This window comes from Neptuniibacter sp. SY11_33 (genome assembly GCF_047778025.1).
GTDB lineage: Bacteria > Pseudomonadota > Gammaproteobacteria > Pseudomonadales > Balneatricaceae > Neptuniibacter.
In genome coordinates this window covers 3,336,802-3,352,352 of the sequence record NZ_CP180543.1, presented here as the reverse complement: position 1 = coordinate 3,352,352, position 15,551 = coordinate 3,336,802, and the positions used below count along the sequence as shown (strand labels likewise).

Sequence of the window (15,551 nt, the reverse complement as noted above, 5' to 3'; positions counted from 1 at the left end):
CTTTTCTATTTTACACTGAAGTGAATAATTGATGTCTGATCTACTGCCTTACTACGTCGGCGCGCATGTGAGCGCCAGCGGTGGTGTGCAAAACGCCCCGCTTAATGCTAAAGAAATTGAAGCGAATGCATTTGCTCTATTTACTAAAAATCAGCGACGTTGGGTGGCAAAGCCTTTAGATTCAAAGACGATTGCGTCATTTAGGAAAAACTGCGCTGCGTTGAATTTTAAGCCAGAGCAGATCCTTCCACATGATTCTTATTTGATAAATCTAGGTCATCCTGAAGAGGAGGCATTGCAGAAATCTCGTGATGCTTTCTTAGATGAGATGCAGCGTTGTGAACAGTTGGGCTTGGTTTATCTTAATTTTCATCCGGGCAGTCATCTGCGCAAGATTAGTGAAGAGGAGTGTATTGCTAAGATCGCTGAATCGCTGAACTGGGCAATTGCGCAAACCGAATCAGTTGTGGCGGTTATTGAGAATACAGCAGGCCAAGGCAGCAACCTTGGTTTTAGTTTTGAGCAGTTAGCAGCCATTATCGATCAAGTTGAAGATAAGGGTCGTGTAGGTGTGTGTATCGATACCTGCCATATGTTTGCGGCTGGCTATGATATTCGTACCCAAGAGAGTTGTGCTGAGGTCTTCGAAAATTTCGCCAAGATCGTCGGTTTTGAATATCTTAAAGGGATGCACCTGAATGACTCTAAAGGCGGTTTAGACTCACACTTGGATCGTCATCATAGTTTAGGCCAAGGAGAGATTGGTCTTGAGGTCTTTAAATTCATTATGCGCGATGACCGTTTTCGAGGGATTCCATTAGTCTTGGAAACGATTGATGATACGATCTGGGCAGAAGAGATTCAGATGCTGCGTCAGTTTTCTGTAAATTAACGTGTTTTAAGTTTGCTAATATACTTACGCATGATCTGAGTTAGTGAAATTAGTATAGATGGATTTTCTAAGGTAGAAAAATGGGAAGTAAAACAGATGGCGGTGTGTGCTCCAGTAATCGAGCAGCGGAGTTACTCAATGTTACGCCTAGAACGATACAGTTATGGGCAGATTCTGGGATTGTTCGTAGCTGGAAAACACCGGGGGGGCATCGAAGATACTCTGTCAAAGAACTTAACGATCTTGCGTTGCAGATTAAAAATGGAGTTGTTCCTGATGTAAGTGATGACGTAGAACAAAAAACACTTAATGTGTTAATTATTGAAGATGATCCGGTTTTAAATAGCCTATATAAGGCCACATTACAAAGTTGGAAGTTGCCCATCAAAATTGTATTTGCAATGGAAGGCTATTCAGGTCTTTTGCAAGCGGGATTGAATTGCCCGGATTTAGTAATACTAGATATAAACCTTCCGGATATTAATGGTTATAAAATAGTCGATTCAATGTTTGAAAATAAGTTAATTACGGAAGAGCAGTTGATTATTGTTTCAGGACTACCTCTGTCAGAAATTAGAAAAAATTTACCGGAAAAATTCTCTTCTCCCATCTATGGTAAGCCTGTTCCTATGGACGAAATTAAACGTAAAGTTATCTCTCTTCTTTCGAAATAATCACACCTAAGTAATCCTCCTTGCTACAGCCTTGTGTTTTGTCTTGACAAAAAATCGGAAAAAGCAGAAAATTCAGTATATTCGGAATAGGTGATATATGACTCCGCATTTTTTTCAAGTCTTGTTAGATATCGTCGGCATTGGTGGTTGTGTAATAGATGTTGATAACCGCGTCTGTGGTATCTGTGCGCAATTGCAACGCTCCACCAATCTAGGGATAGGGGATACTATTGCTATTAAGCAGCTTTCTGGATCAGAAAATGTAGTGTGTATGAGCTCTGAGGGGGCGTTACTTTTTGAAGCGAGGTGTTTATCGGAGAGTGGGTATAAGTGGCTCATTGATGTTCCACAAAGGGCGGATTTGAGCGAGGAATTTAAAGCATTTGCCCAGTATATTAAACAGGAATTAGTGATGCCTACTACGGAGCTAACTCGTTCGATAGCAGAGACAATTTCATATATTGGAAAAAATGAAAGTATCAGCCCAATTTTGGCCAATCGGTTGAATTCTATACAGAACCAAGCTCGCTTTGTTGAATATTCTAGCGAAGACGTTTGGTATCTTTTAGCTATGGGTAAGGGCTTACCTGTTCGAGGGGATGAGCGCCTAGAACCTCGATTGTTGTTTCAATTTGTTATTGCGGGACTAGATGGAAAGCTGGATGTATTTCTGAAAGATAGTTCTGAGTTGGGTGTTATCTATGGTTGTAAAGACTGGCTAGTGTTGTCGTTGCAAGCTGTCGTAAATTATATGAAGCAGCAGTTTCATGCAAAAAGAGTTGGCTGTGAACTGTATCAGTGTAACGGTGAGTTGCTAATGACATTTCAAGATATTGGGATAATGGCCAGCGTAACTCATATTCCGCTCATGAATGATAGAAATATAAAATTTCAAAATGACAATGTGATCGACCTCGATATGGCGAGTTCTATTATTCGTATACATGGAGGAAGTATCCGTATCAACACTGAGTTGTCTCGTGTAGTCGTGAGCATCCCAACTGGTGCGCCAGGGGAAATAGCTGAAGAGATATATCTGAAGAAAATCGAAGCAGAATTGATGGATTTGGCGGTGCAAACAAAGAGCGAAGATGGATTATGACTACACGTGTATTGATCGTTGATGACCAACCAGAATTACGGCGCTTGGTTCGGATGACCTTAGGTCTGGATAACTATGAAGTATTTGAAGCAGAAAGTGGGCAGCGTAGCCTAGAAATGGTGAGTGTAGTTTTACCGCAGATTGTGATTATGGATGCAATGATGCCGGGTCGATTTGATGGCTTTCAGGCATGTGAAAAGATTAAGTATGTTCGGCCTGATACTAAAGTCATTATGTTGACGTCCAGAGCTCAGAAGTCTGATAGAGAGCTGGGGGAAAAAGTGAAGGCCGATGCTTATATCACAAAACCTTTTAGTCCACTGGCACTGCTGGATGTATTGAAGAATATCTATGACTAGTTATTGTAAAAGTACGCATATGGTAGAGAATTCATTGTCAAACCTTAAACAGGAGTTGGAAAAGGCTGAAGTCGCAGGGATGACTAGGTTGGTACAGGCTGCTGCGTTTAAAGATGATGATACTGGGGTTCATATTATACGGGTAGCTTTTCTGTCTCTTGAAATGGCTAGGTTGGTTGGTGTGCCTGAAAACCAATGCTTGCCTCTGTTTTATGCATCCGCGTTGCACGATCTAGGTAAGGTAGGAATCTCGGATCAAATTTTACAGAAACCGGGATCTTTGACGGAAGAAGAGAAAGCCGTCATGCAAAGGCATAGCGTGCTGGGCTCTTATTTCTTCCAAAGCTTTAATTCTGATATTTCAAAGGTTTGTTATGACGTTATTCTGAATCATCATGAAAATTATGACGGATCAGGTTATCCCAATGGGCTTAGGGGAGATGATATTCCTTTTTTTGCACGTATTGTTAGTATCGTTGATGTGTTTGATGCGCTAGTTATGAAGAGATGTTATCGAGATGCCTATTCCTATGATGAAGCTTTGAGCATGATCAGTGGATCAATGGAAAGTAAATTTGATCCAGAATTACTTAATGTATTTATCAATAATATTGAACGTTTGAAAGAGTTGCATCAGTTGATTAGCGAACTTGGTAATGTGAAGGACCTTTTTGAATTTTATGGGTAACTTAATCATTCCAGATGATTTTAGGCTTGTGTTGGAAGAGCTACAGCACGGTGTCATAGTTCTTTCGAAGCAAAATGAAATCATATGGTGCAACTGCGTTGCAAGCTCCATGTTTGATATGGAGGAGGTACATCGCGTTTTTATAAGGCAGGAACAGCTAAAGGTTACTTATGAGGGGGGGGTACGTACATATGTGTTTGCGTTACCAACCAAACTTGGTTATCCGGTTAGTTTTTCTTCAATTACATGCTCCGATTTTCAAGTGCTCATATCAACACCGTTGGTGACACCAGATTTACATGCTGTGAGAGACAACTTTCTAAAGCTATTAGAGAAGAATTTTGAGCGAAGAGCAAATGAGTTAGTTGTTACGGCCGACACGATTCGAGATCGACTTCAAAATGGCCTAATCAGCAACCGAATGGAAATGGTGCGCCAGTTGAATCTCTTGTGTTGTCAAGGTGAAGAGTTACAACAGAAATGGAAAGATCTGAGGGTTTTTTTTGGTTCTTTGGAAGGAGGACTTGACCGATTAGATCGAATAAATGTCATAAATTTAACTCAGGTATTGAGCGCAAGGTTATCTCAAAGTTCGATAAAAGTTATCCCCTCATATAGTAACGAAGAATATGGTGTTATTTATGGAGATATGGGGTTGCTGACAGACACCTTAGTGCAATTGGTATCCAGTTCTCTAGTGGATGAAGCGAATGACAGGGAAGTCACCCTTAAGGTTCATCAAGGTTTAGGAATAATCGTCTGGCAATGGGAAAGTAAAGATATTACAGCGCATTGTTCACCCCACTCAGAACTTATTTGGGGTTTTCTTGGTGGAGGGATTCAACTATCTGAACTGTCATCAGGTGTTCAGTTTAGTGTGCGTATGAGCTGTGGTGGGTCTGGTCGAAACATGGATAGAGAGTTGGCACATTGGTCTGAATTGAATACTAAATTACCTGAATAAGGGTGAAAATGTATGCACTATTTTAGACTTAAGGTCTTGATTCTGATTTATTTAACTCTTATGGCTGTATTTAGTCATAAATTATATGCTGATGGACATGAGAATGTCTTTACTTTTGGAGTAGTTCCTCAGCAGGCAGGAAAAGAACTTGTACGTCTATGGACCCCTGTTTTAAGGATCGTCGGGCATGAGGTAGGCGCTACTTTAAATTTTGAAACTGCTCCGAATATTCCTGAGTTTGAAAGGCGCCTGGCTCGAGGGGAATATGACTTTGCTTATATGAACCCTTACCACTATACGGTGTTCCACGATACTCCCGGTTATCTTGTTTTTGCTCGCCAAGAAGATAAGGCGCTCAGAGGATTAATTGTCGTTCGACAAGATAGCCCATTAGTTTCACTAGATGAATTAGATGGTAAAGATATAGCATTTCCTGCGCCTGCAGCTTTTGCTGCAACAGTCATAACCCAAGCACATTTGGATCGAAGAGATATTAATTATACACCCCTCTATGTTGGTTCTCATGATTCGGTATATCGTAATGTTGTCAGCGGGCTTACGCATGCAGGAGGAGGGATAAATAGGACATTAAATACAGTATCAAGAGATATCCGAGAAAAGTTAAAAGTTTTGTGGCTTTCGGAAAGTTATACCCCTCATGCATTTGCTGCTCATCCGAGAGTGCCCGATAAAATGGTTAGTTTGGTACAAAAGGCACTTATAGGATTAAAAGACATTAAAAGAGGTCGAGAGGTTCTCGACCAGATTAACTTTTCAGGAATTGTTAAGGCACAAGATGCTGAGTGGGATATGGTGAGAGAACTGGATATTTCTATTCTGAATGATGCTGAATAGTAGACTTTAGGTGAGAGCTGTGTCATTTCGTTTAAAAACTATACTGGGCATAGCAGTTATAGAGTCAATATTATTGACCTTTATTATTTTGATTAGTTTGGATTTTCTGCGTAAAGCAAGTTTGGATGATTTAATTCAGTATTGTAGGACTAATAGTGAATTATTTGTGACTGCTACTAAGAATGCAGTTATATCTCAAGATCTTGCTACCTTACATAGTACAACGGATGATTTACTAGATAACTCTGATGTTCTGTACGTTCGAATTTATGGGCGGAATAAACTGTTAATAGATAAGGGGAAGAAAAACTATTTAGAATATAATTTTGTTGAAGAGAATGGGAAAGAATTACCTGAGGATGGCGTTTTTGATATTCAATTACCTATTATGGAAAGTGGTTATTACTTAGGGAAAGTTGAAATTGGTTATAATGCTAAGAAAAGTGAAATTAGATTGCATGAGGCGAGTGTAAGTATTGGTAGTGTTGCCCTCATAGAATTAATTTTATGTGCACTGTTTTCTCTAATTCTTGGGACTTACTTAACGCGCCAGATGACATTGCTTCAAGTAGGGTCTAAACAGCTAGCAAAAGGTAATTGGGGGCATCAAATAGAAGTTTCAGGTAATGATGAAATAGCTCAAGCTTCATTGGCATTTAATTATATGTCAACTCAAATTAAAAAGCTGATTGAGTCGGAGAAAAAACAGCGTAAGTATATAGCGCAAAGAGAGTTTTTATTTAAATCGTTGCTCCAAGGAATACCTTCAGGCGTTTTATTGAGTGATAGCAATGGGAAAGTGTTATTTAGTAACCTTGCATGTTTTGGTTTGTTAGATCTTTTGCATCTGCCTGATAGGTCAATATTAGCAGACTCAATAGATGAGCTAATTGATTACTTATCTAAGGTTGGTGTTAATGAAAATAGCGTCAAAGATTTCTTCTCTTTGTCATTAATTAATAACAAGCCAATCAGTAACTTTGAAATCCCTCTTAAAAAAGGTAGAACTTTAGAGGTTGATTATAGACCCATAAAGTTTGGTGTTGATGATCAGAAGTGTCATCTCTGGTATTTACGTGATATTAGCGATCGTAAGTCAAAAGAATTGATCATTAGGCAGCGTTCGAAAGAGCTTACTGCTATTTTTGATTTAAGTCCTGATGGGCTTGTTTCTTTTGATTATAATGGTGTTATTCAAATGGTTAATGATACTTTTCTTAAAATATTAAACTGTAAATTAGAGGAGGTTGTTGGTAAGGATATGCAACTTATTGATGATCTTCTAAGAAAAAGAATAGTATCGGGTACCTCTATTTTAGAGGTTGATTATTTAAATAAAAAATATATACCTCCACAATTTATCACGATTAAATTAAATGGTATTTCTCATCTTGAGCGTATTATTAGATTTGAAGAAGGTGAAGAATTTTTAGGTGGAATTGTTTACTTTCGTGATGTGACAGAGCAGAAAAAGCTAGAAATTATGAAGAGTGATTTTTTATCTACTGCTGCACATGAATTGAGAACGCCACTGGCAAGTGTATATGGGTATTCAGAGCTTCTTCTAAATGCTAGTTTTGATAAAAGCACAACGTATGACATGCTCACTATTGTTCATAATCAAGTGGGTAGGCTTGTAAACATTCTAAATGATTTGCTGGATCTGGCTAGAATAGAGGCGAAAGGTGCAAATGAGCTAATTGTTAAAGAGTGTGACCTTAAACGTATTGTTAATGATGCTGTTGGATTACAACAGTCAAAAGGTAACAGGGTGTCTCTGTCTTGGAACTTGAATGATATTACAATCATTAGATGCGATAAAGATAAAATTATTCAGGTTCTTAATAACATCATCAGTAATGCAATGAAATATTCGCCTGCTGATAGCCCAATTGAAATTGAGATATCCGAGAGCTCTAGGCTTGACACACTCGGTGTGGATTTAAAAATCAAAGACTATGGTATTGGTATGAACCGACAGGAGCTAGAGATGATCTTTGAGCGTTTTTACCGTGCTGACCAGTCAGGGGCTATTCCAGGGACAGGGCTAGGAATGTCGATAGTGAAGGAGATCGTTGATATGCATTACGGTGAAATAACTATAGATAGCCATAAAAATGTAGGTACGCTTGTTAGCGTTTGGCTGCCTATCAGAAAAATTTAGTGATGATCAAATATTAGGCGTGATTTATTTTTGCTCGATGGTTTACCCATAAAAATGGTAGATTTTTTAAGGGATTGTCACTGAAGTGTCATCCTTTCTCGCTAGCCTGTGCGTCTAAGAGTAATGCGTCACAGGTGAGTAGTATGTTGCTTGCAACAAATGAAGTGGATGCTGAGTCACGTCGTAAGTATCTTTTCGATATTTTAGAGTCAGAATCACTTTATCCACATTTTCAGCCGATTGTGGATTTAAAAAACAATGTTGTTATTGGTCATGAAGCCTTAATTCGAGGGCCTGCGGGCACGGTTATGGCTTCGCCTGGCGCGTTGTTTCAGACAGCCATTGAAAACAATTTATTACACACACTTGAGTTATTATCCCGACGCAAATCCCTCGAAGCATTTGCAGAGTTGAATCCAGGTGGGCAGCTGTTTCTTAATATCAGTGCGTCTTTGTTAGGAACGCCAGAGCACACCGAAGGTTTTACTGCTGAGCTGCTACAAGAGCTGGGCATCTCTATTTCGGATATTGTTATTGAACTGTCCGAACAGCACCCTTTTGATCAGCAAGGCCTAACTCATGCTGCCGTTGAACACTACCGTAATATGGGTTTCCAAGTAGCAGTAGATGATTTGGGGACAGGTTACTCTGGCTTGAAATTGTGGTCGGAGCTAAAGCCTGAATACGTCAAAATTGATCGTCATTTTATCTCTGATATCGATAGTGATCCGGTAAAACGGGAGTTCGTACGCTCGATCTATAACATCAGTAATACTATGGGCTGCAAAGTCATTGCAGAAGGTATTGAGCGTCAGGAAGAAGTTCAAACGATCAAGGAGCTAGGTATCAATATTGGTCAAGGTTTTTACCTTGGTTATCCTAGCCCAGAGCCACAAACGGTCGAGCCTCCAGCCTCTGATGTGTACAACTCAGCAAACGCACCTCGTGTTGAAAACTGCGAAACGGCTCATTCTCTATTACGCAATGCCCCAACCGTTTCTCTTCAGGATACAGTGCTGTCTGTAAGTGACCTGTTTAGAGCACATTCCGAACTAAGTTCACTTCCTGTTGTGCATGAAGGTGTCCCCCAAGGGGTTGTGAGAAGGTCTAGCCTGTTTGAGTTGTTCTCTACCCAGTATGGTCGAGCGCTTTATGGTACAAAACCGGTCGAGCGGATCTTGTCTCATGACGTGCTTATTGTGGATGCAGGGATGAGCTTGGATGAAGTCTCTCGGCTTATCACAGAGAATGAACAGAATGAGATCCAGCAGGATTTGATTATTACTCAGAACGATCTTTATGTTGGCATGGGTAATGTGCGAGATCTGTTGAAACGACTGACCGAACTCAAAGTTCAAAATGCGCAATACGCCAACCCGTTGACGCTTTTACCGGGTAATGTCCCGATCAATAACGAAGTGGATGCGTTGCTTAATCAATCGGCTGACTTTCATGTCGCTTATTTTGATCTGAACAACTTTAAACCCTTTAACGATTGCTACGGTTATTCAAAAGGGGATCAGGTGATTCGCTTGCTGGGTGAATTGCTGGTTCAGCATGCCTCTTATGATTCAAATTTCATCGGCCATGTGGGAGGCGATGACTTTGTGGTGATCTATCGCTCACCGGATTGGCAATTGAGCTGTGAACGGATTATTCGCGAGTTCGATAAAGCGGTAAAAGGTTTTTACTGCGATGCGGATATCCAAGCGGGTGGAATCTGGGCGAGTGATCGTCAAGATAACCGCACCTTCTTCTCTTTCTTAGGCTTGGCTGTCGGTGTTGTTCACCCTGATCCTTGCTGTTGTAACAGCTTTCATGAGGTAGCAGAGCTTGCAGCAATGGCTAAAAAAGAAGCGAAGAAGTCTGCCGAGAGCGCGATGTTTGTGTCCCGTCGGCGCTGCATAACTACATCGGTAGCCGATAGCTTAAGGTGCTTTGCGTAAGCTTAAGCTTCTATCCTAGCCCTGTTACTCAGGGCTAATTTCTCCAATCCTTAATTTCGAAATCTATTGATCAATTGGCTTGATGAGCTGGTTAATTGATATAGTGAGTTATTCGCTAGTCAATGACAGGAACAGCACATGTCTGAAAAATGGCAACCAAGTTTTGGTCAAAAAGATTTCAACATCGATAAACAAGAAACCCTGTACGATGGTTTCTTTCAAATGCACAAACTTTATCTGCGGCATAAAACCTTTGCTGGCAGTGAGATAGAGATCCAGCGTGAGTTGTTTTACCGTGACGATGCTGTATGTGCGCTGCTATATGATGCGGTTAAACAATCGGTTGTTTTGATTGAACAGTTCCGAGTAGGTGCATTTGATAGCTCTGATGGGCCTTGGTTGCTGGAACTGGTGGCAGGTATCGTCGAGAAAGGTGAAACCACAGAAGATGTCGCTCGCCGAGAAGCAGTAGAGGAAGCGGGCGCGCAGTTAGGTGAGATCAAGCACATTACCCGTTTCTCACCGAGCACTGGAGCAACGCGAGAGTATATTGATCTACTTTGTGCTCAGGTGGATTCCAGTGGTGTTGAAGGCATTCATGGTTTGCCTGAAGAGGGCGAAGATATCAAAGTGCATGTCATTCCTGTGGAAGATGCCTTTGAATTAGTACAACAAGGTATAATTAATAATGCCCCTGCGATAATTGCGCTGCAGTGGCTGCAGTTAAATAAGTCAGCGCTTGATCAGCGTTGGCAGTAGTAGTAAACGATAAATCGGATAGGCAGATGAAGCGGAAATATATTCCAGATCTAACTCGGCAGATGGCGCATTGCGAGGCTAACTATGCTCGTATTATGAAGCTATTGCCCGATCTGGATGAGTGTGATGAACGCGAGTTTCAGGTGAGTTGGCCTGAGCATACTGCCTATCTGCGTCTGCAAGTTGATGAGCGATTCAAATATACGACCACGTTGTTGATTAGCCATCGCTTTGAATCGAATTCGCCTTGGCTAGAAGCCCCGGGTCTAGTGGTGCGTTTGTACCACGATGCTGGCATGGCCGAGGTAATCTGCATGCAGCGTCGTAAGCAGCTCTCCGGTGTCTATCCCTACCCCAATAAAAATATGCACCTGCCGGATGAGAAAATTCAGCTGAATGAATATCTGGGCGAGTGGTTGAGCGAGTGCTTAAATCACGGCCACAGCATGGAACCCGTATTCAGTGGCTGAAACCATCACTCTGCTCCAAGTTAGTGATATGCATCTGCAACAAGAGCCTGATATGTTGTTGAAAGGTGTCAATGTAGAGCAGCGCTTTCAAAAAGTGATAACGGAGATTGAATCTCAATCTGCTGATGCCTTGTTACTTACGGGTGATCTGACACATCACGCACCTAAGGCTTATGACCGTTTAGTCTCTTACGTTCATAGTCTTTCTTATCCTACATACTGGATCCCTGGTAATCATGATCTGCCAGAGGAAATGACGCGCTTTGCCGATACAGAGTTAGCTTCAAGAGTTAAAACATTCGATGGTTGGAAACTGATCTTTCTAGATAGTAGTTCACAACCAGACGGCAAAGGTAGCGGTTCGCTTTCTGAGTCAGAATTGAGTTTTTTAAAAGCTGAATTAAGCCAGACAGCGCCTGATCAACATGTGCTACTAGTGCTGCATCACCACCCTGTGTCTGTGCAAAGTCGATGGCAGGATGATATCTGTTTAGGCAATGCTGGTCAGTTCTGGCAGATTGTTGATCTTTATCCACAAGTGAAAGGCGTTATCTTTGGTCATGTGCATCAAAGCTGGGCGATTCAGAGAGGGGATGTTCAGCTATTCTCTGTTCCAGCCACTGCAGCGCAGTTTAAAGCTCAGACAGACAGTTCTGAAGTAGAAGATGATCCTAAGCTAGCAGGGCCCGCTTATGGCCGCTATCTGCTCTATTCTTGTGGGAAAATTAGCCAACAAGTGATTAGATTACCCGCATAGCTTTACTGGCTATTGCGCCTTGCTTTCCCCTCCGGTAAGTTCTTTGCCAGAGGAAGAAAATGAATACACCGCTTTATATATACGTTCATGGCTTTAACAGCTCGCCGCAATCGATGAAGGCGAAGGTGTTTGTCGAATATCTGCAGGGTAAAGGTTTAGGCGATCAGGTGATGGTGCCAGAGCTATCCCACTGGCCTGCTGAAGCTATGGAGCAGTTACGCGCTCTTGTTGAGCAAAACCAACAGCGACCCATCATATTACTAGGAAGTTCGCTGGGTGGTTATTACAGTACATGGTTAACCGAGCATTATGAGCATGTACGTACGGTTTTAATTAATCCGTCGGTAAGACCGTTTGAACTGTTGCCTCAGTATCTTGGGCCTAATGTGAATCTTTATTCCGGTGAAGAGTACGAGCTCACCCAGGAGCATCTAGCGCAATTGTTGGCGCTAAATTGCCAAGAGATCAAACGGCCAGAGGCTTACCTGCTATTAACCCAAACGGCAGATGAAACGCTGGATTACCGGGAAGCGGTCGAGAAATTTGTAGCATCACCGCAGTTTGTTCAGCCGGGTGGTAGTCATGGTTTCGAGCAATTTGAAAACCTGATCCCTGCCATTCTGGCCTTTGCTGAAGGGCGTATTGAACTGCCCGAGGCGCAACCGATTTAAATATCGTTAAACGTTGATTCATAGATAAAGTTTTGCGACAGGAAAGTATTTGATGTCCAAGCAATACAACGCTGGTTCCATAGAAGTTCTTAGTGGTCTAGACCCGGTTAGACGTCGTCCGGGGATGTACACGGAAACGGATCGTCCAAATCATTTGGCGCAAGAAGTCATCGATAACTCGGTGGATGAGGCGCTTGCCGGTCATGCTAAACAGATTGATGTGGTACTGAATAAAGATCAGTCCTTAAGCGTGACCGATGATGGTCGAGGCATGCCTGTGGATATCCACCCAGAGCAAGGTGTCAGCGGGGTTGAATTGATCCTGTGTAAACTGCATGCGGGTGGTAAATTTAACAACGATAACTACAACTATTCCGGTGGTTTGCACGGTGTAGGTGTATCGGTTGTAAATGCTTTATCTAAGCTTTTAGAGGTGCAGGTACGTCGCGACAGTCAGGTCTATCGTATTGGCTTTGCCGACGGTGAAAAAGTATCTGATCTAGAAGTGATTGATACCTGTGGTAAGCGCAATACCGGCACTACGGTTCGTTTCCTACCTGATCCTCAATACTTCGATACGCATAAATTCAGTGTTTCACGTCTAAAGCATAACCTACGTGCTAAAGCGGTTCTGTGCCCTGGCTTAAAGGTGACTTTTACCGATCTGACGGGCGCTAAGCGTGAGAAGGAAGAGTGGTATTACGAAGATGGTTTAATTGATTACCTAAAAGGCACAACTCAGGTCTTTGAAGTACTACCAGCTGAACCATTTTCTGGCTCTTTGCAGGGTGAATTAGACGCAGTCGAATGGGCCGTGCAATGGCTACCGGAAGGTGGCGAGATGACCTGCGAAAGTTATGTAAACTTGATCCCTACGGCACAGGGCGGTACTCATGTAAATGGTTTGCGTACAGGTTTGCTGGAAGCGATGCGCGAGTTCTGTGAATTCCGAAATTTGCTACCTCGTGGAGTGAAGCTGACTGCAGATGATGTCTGGGATAAGTGTTGCTATGTCCTCTCTGCAAAAATGCAGGATCCGCAGTTCGCCGGTCAAACCAAAGAACGTTTATCTTCCCGTGAAATCGCAGCCTTTATCTCTGGTGCGATTAAAGATGCTTTCTCTTTATGGCTAAACCGCCATGTAGAAGAAGGTGAGCAGCTTGCAGAAGTTGTAATCTCTAACGCTCAACGCCGTATGCGTTCCAACAAAAAGGTTGTGCGTAAGAAGGTTACGCAAGGACCTGCTCTGCCGGGTAAATTGGCAGACTGTTCCGGTGGTGATGCGATGCAATCAGAGCTGTTCTTGGTAGAGGGTGACTCTGCGGGCGGTTCTGCTAAACAAGCACGTGAGCGTGAGTTTCAGGCAATTATGCCTTTGCGCGGTAAGATTCTGAATACATGGGAAGTTGATCCAAGCGAAGTACTAGGTTCACAAGAGATCCATGATATCTCGGTAGCGATTGGTGTGGAGCCTGCTTCGGAAAACTTCGATGGTCTGCGCTATGGCAAGATCTGTATTCTGGCCGATGCGGACTCCGACGGTCTGCATATCGCCACGCTTCTTTGTGCATTGTTCGTGCGTCACTTCAAGCCGCTGGTAACAGCGGGCCACGTTTATGTGGCTATGCCGCCGCTTTATCGAATCGATGTAGCGAAAGAGGTGTTTTACGCACTAGATGACGCCGAGAAAGACGGCATTATCGAGCGAATTAAGGCTGATCGTAAGAATGCCAAAATTGGTGTGCAGCGATTTAAGGGGTTGGGTGAAATGAACCCACTTCAGCTACGTGAGACAACCATGTCACCTGATACTCGCCGTCTTGTTCAGCTTACGGTAGAGCCGGGTGATGGCACTAACGAAGTGATGGATATGTTGTTAGCTAAGAAACGCTCGGGTGACCGTAAAGACTGGTTGCAGAGCAAAGGTAACTTGGCTGATGTATAAGCCTTGGGCTTGGTTGTTGGCACTGAGCCTTGTATCAGGGCAAGTGCTAGCCAAGCAGCCTTCGGGTTGGTTTTATCCGATCTTTATTGACCGTGACCCTTGGGAAGAACATCGCATTGATATCTCTGCGCGGGTTCAGGCGGGGGTTCAGTATAACGATAATGGTTCTTCGAACGTCTTCCCAACCGGGTTCTTTAATGTCGATGAAGGCTTGATCCTGAATCGTGCGGAAGTATTGATCGAAAGGCCTCTGGAGACCGTTTACAAACCACGTGTTGGTCCTTTTCCAGGCCCTACACCTGATAAATGGGATTGGGGTTTTCTGATTCAAGGGCGTTATGGCGAGGATTTTAGCCGTACTTATGGCTTTGATGATGAGCTGGGTATCAATGATGACGAATCTCGCGTGTTCATCTTGCCACAGTGGTTTATCAAAGGTTACGCGTCTATAGGTAATGGCGTAACTTGGCAGTTTGGTACTTGGTTTACCAATATCGGTAATGAAATTGGTGCGCCAATTGATCCGCCGAGTCCTTTCTACTCTCATGCTTACGCCATGATGTATGGTCCATCTAAACATTTCGGAGGTCTTGTCTCGGCTCGATTGCCGATCGACCCTGAGTATGGGTTGTTAGGTGTTGAAGTAGGTGTTGTTCAAGGTTGGAATAACCTGCAAGACAATAACAGCGACAAGAGCTACATAACGGCGCTACAGTGGCGCAGCCCGGATATGAAAACCTGGATTGATCTGGAAAGTATCTGGGGCAATGAACAATCTGAGAATGGGGTTAATGATCAGCGCCCATTTGTTGCGATTAGCAGTAATGATGAGAATTTGTTTAGGCAGTTCCATTCGCTAACCCTATCACATCGTTTTACAGGCGCGCCTAAGTGGCGTGCAGTACTCAATGGTGTGTACGGAAGCCAAGAAGGTGGTGATGTTACGGCAGCTGCTGAGAACCCGCCGGGATTTTTGATCACTGAAGACAGTGAATGGTATGGCATTAATGGTAGTTTGCTCTGGCAGGTCAAAAAAGATCTGCAGCTAGGACTAAGAGCCGAATGGTTTGAGGATAAACAAGGTGCGTATTTCTTGCTACCCGCGGGTGAATATAACGCTGTAACGGTAAATGCATCTTGGTATCCGGAGCCTTGGTTACGAATTAGACCAGAATTACGTTTTGATCGTTATGAAGGCGCAGGCGCACCCTTTGGTGGCGAGTTACCTGCGATTTATAACGGCAGAGAAACCGAACAAACGTTGTTTTCAGTCGACGCTACTTTGTTTTTGTAGAGCTAAGACTG

General features: G+C 42.8%; 15 protein-coding genes. All 15 read left to right on the top strand.

Features of this window, described 5'->3' with window-relative positions:
• The first annotated feature begins 31 nt into the window (after positions 1–31).
• The gene (gene nfo, locus ACMXYV_RS15840; protein WP_415889414.1) at positions 32–892 is read left to right on the top strand and encodes a deoxyribonuclease IV; all 861 of its coding nucleotides are present in this window, start codon (positions 32–34) and stop codon (positions 890–892) included.
• Between the two features lie 80 nt (positions 893–972).
• Positions 973–1,566, top strand: coding sequence for a response regulator (locus ACMXYV_RS15835; RefSeq protein WP_415889413.1), 594 nt, complete (start codon positions 973–975; stop codon positions 1,564–1,566).
• Between the two features lie 97 nt (positions 1,567–1,663).
• Positions 1,664–2,668 (top strand): hypothetical protein, encoded by a 1,005-nt coding sequence (locus ACMXYV_RS15830; RefSeq protein WP_415889412.1) that lies wholly within the window; start codon positions 1,664–1,666, stop codon positions 2,666–2,668.
• Positions 2,665–3,027 carry a response regulator transcription factor gene (locus ACMXYV_RS15825; RefSeq protein ID WP_415889411.1) on the top strand — a complete coding sequence of 121 codons (363 nt, stop codon included), beginning with the start codon at positions 2,665–2,667 and terminating at the stop codon, positions 3,025–3,027. The genes ACMXYV_RS15830 and ACMXYV_RS15825 overlap by 4 nt, the downstream gene beginning before the upstream one ends.
• A gap of 19 nt (positions 3,028–3,046) precedes the next feature.
• A complete protein-coding gene (locus tag ACMXYV_RS15820) occupies positions 3,047–3,715 on the top strand; it encodes an HD-GYP domain-containing protein (protein WP_415889410.1) in 669 nt (222 codons plus the stop codon).
• Positions 3,708–4,679, top strand: coding sequence for a hypothetical protein (locus ACMXYV_RS15815; RefSeq protein WP_415889409.1), 972 nt, complete (start codon positions 3,708–3,710; stop codon positions 4,677–4,679). Before ACMXYV_RS15820 ends, ACMXYV_RS15815 begins: the two co-directional genes overlap by 8 nt.
• Positions 4,680–4,691: 12 nt before the next feature.
• Positions 4,692–5,534, top strand: a complete 843-nt coding sequence (locus ACMXYV_RS15810) for a phosphate/phosphite/phosphonate ABC transporter substrate-binding protein (protein WP_415889408.1) — start codon at positions 4,692–4,694, stop codon at positions 5,532–5,534.
• 19 nt (positions 5,535–5,553) lie between these two features.
• Entirely contained in the window at positions 5,554–7,698 is a 2,145-nt protein-coding gene (locus ACMXYV_RS15805; RefSeq protein WP_415889407.1) for an ATP-binding protein, read from the top strand.
• A gap of 143 nt (positions 7,699–7,841) precedes the next feature.
• Positions 7,842–9,644: an EAL domain-containing protein gene (locus ACMXYV_RS15800; RefSeq protein ID WP_415889406.1), complete on the top strand. Its 1,803-nt coding sequence runs from the start codon at positions 7,842–7,844 to the stop codon at positions 9,642–9,644.
• Positions 9,645–9,782: 138 nt separating this feature from the next.
• Complete coding sequence (locus ACMXYV_RS15795) at positions 9,783–10,403, top strand: NUDIX domain-containing protein (RefSeq protein WP_415889405.1); 621 nt, start codon at positions 9,783–9,785, stop codon at positions 10,401–10,403.
• A gap of 26 nt (positions 10,404–10,429) precedes the next feature.
• A complete protein-coding gene (locus ACMXYV_RS15790; protein WP_415889404.1) occupies positions 10,430–10,873 on the top strand; it encodes a DUF1249 domain-containing protein in 444 nt (147 codons plus the stop codon).
• Positions 10,866–11,630: a metallophosphoesterase gene (locus ACMXYV_RS15785; RefSeq protein ID WP_415889403.1), complete on the top strand. Its 765-nt coding sequence runs from the start codon at positions 10,866–10,868 to the stop codon at positions 11,628–11,630. Before ACMXYV_RS15790 ends, ACMXYV_RS15785 begins: the two co-directional genes overlap by 8 nt.
• A 59-nt stretch (positions 11,631–11,689) precedes the next feature.
• On the top strand, positions 11,690–12,301 hold the full coding sequence (locus ACMXYV_RS15780; protein ID WP_415889402.1) for a YqiA/YcfP family alpha/beta fold hydrolase: 612 nt from the start codon (positions 11,690–11,692) through the stop codon (positions 12,299–12,301).
• A gap of 52 nt (positions 12,302–12,353) precedes the next feature.
• Entirely contained in the window at positions 12,354–14,246 is a 1,893-nt protein-coding gene (gene parE, locus ACMXYV_RS15775; RefSeq protein ID WP_415889401.1) for a DNA topoisomerase IV subunit B, read from the top strand.
• The gene (locus ACMXYV_RS15770) at positions 14,239–15,540 is read left to right on the top strand and encodes an outer membrane beta-barrel protein (RefSeq protein WP_415889400.1); all 1,302 of its coding nucleotides are present in this window, start codon (positions 14,239–14,241) and stop codon (positions 15,538–15,540) included. The genes parE and ACMXYV_RS15770 overlap by 8 nt, the downstream gene beginning before the upstream one ends.
• Positions 15,541–15,551: the final 11 nt, after the last annotated feature.

Bases quoted from the DNA above. Each gene is read 5' to 3' on its own strand.
- nfo (WP_415889414.1), top strand. From the start codon at position 32: ATGTCTGATCTACTGCCTTACTACGTCGGCGCGCATGTGAGCGCCAGC.
- ACMXYV_RS15835 (WP_415889413.1), top strand. From the start codon at position 973: ATGGGAAGTAAAACAGATGGCGGTGTGTGCTCCAGTAATCGAGCAGCG.
- ACMXYV_RS15830 (WP_415889412.1), top strand. From the start codon at position 1,664: ATGACTCCGCATTTTTTTCAAGTCTTGTTAGATATCGTCGGCATTGGT.
- ACMXYV_RS15825 (WP_415889411.1), top strand. From the start codon at position 2,665: ATGACTACACGTGTATTGATCGTTGATGACCAACCAGAATTACGGCGC.
- ACMXYV_RS15820 (WP_415889410.1), top strand. From the start codon at position 3,047: ATGGTAGAGAATTCATTGTCAAACCTTAAACAGGAGTTGGAAAAGGCT.
- ACMXYV_RS15815 (WP_415889409.1), top strand. From the start codon at position 3,708: ATGGGTAACTTAATCATTCCAGATGATTTTAGGCTTGTGTTGGAAGAG.
- ACMXYV_RS15810 (WP_415889408.1), top strand. From the start codon at position 4,692: ATGCACTATTTTAGACTTAAGGTCTTGATTCTGATTTATTTAACTCTT.
- ACMXYV_RS15800 (WP_415889406.1), top strand. From the start codon at position 7,842: ATGTTGCTTGCAACAAATGAAGTGGATGCTGAGTCACGTCGTAAGTAT.
- ACMXYV_RS15795 (WP_415889405.1), top strand. From the start codon at position 9,783: ATGTCTGAAAAATGGCAACCAAGTTTTGGTCAAAAAGATTTCAACATC.
- ACMXYV_RS15790 (WP_415889404.1), top strand. From the start codon at position 10,430: ATGAAGCGGAAATATATTCCAGATCTAACTCGGCAGATGGCGCATTGC.
- ACMXYV_RS15780 (WP_415889402.1), top strand. From the start codon at position 11,690: ATGAATACACCGCTTTATATATACGTTCATGGCTTTAACAGCTCGCCG.
- parE (WP_415889401.1), top strand. From the start codon at position 12,354: ATGTCCAAGCAATACAACGCTGGTTCCATAGAAGTTCTTAGTGGTCTA.
- ACMXYV_RS15770 (WP_415889400.1), top strand. From the start codon at position 14,239: ATGTATAAGCCTTGGGCTTGGTTGTTGGCACTGAGCCTTGTATCAGGG.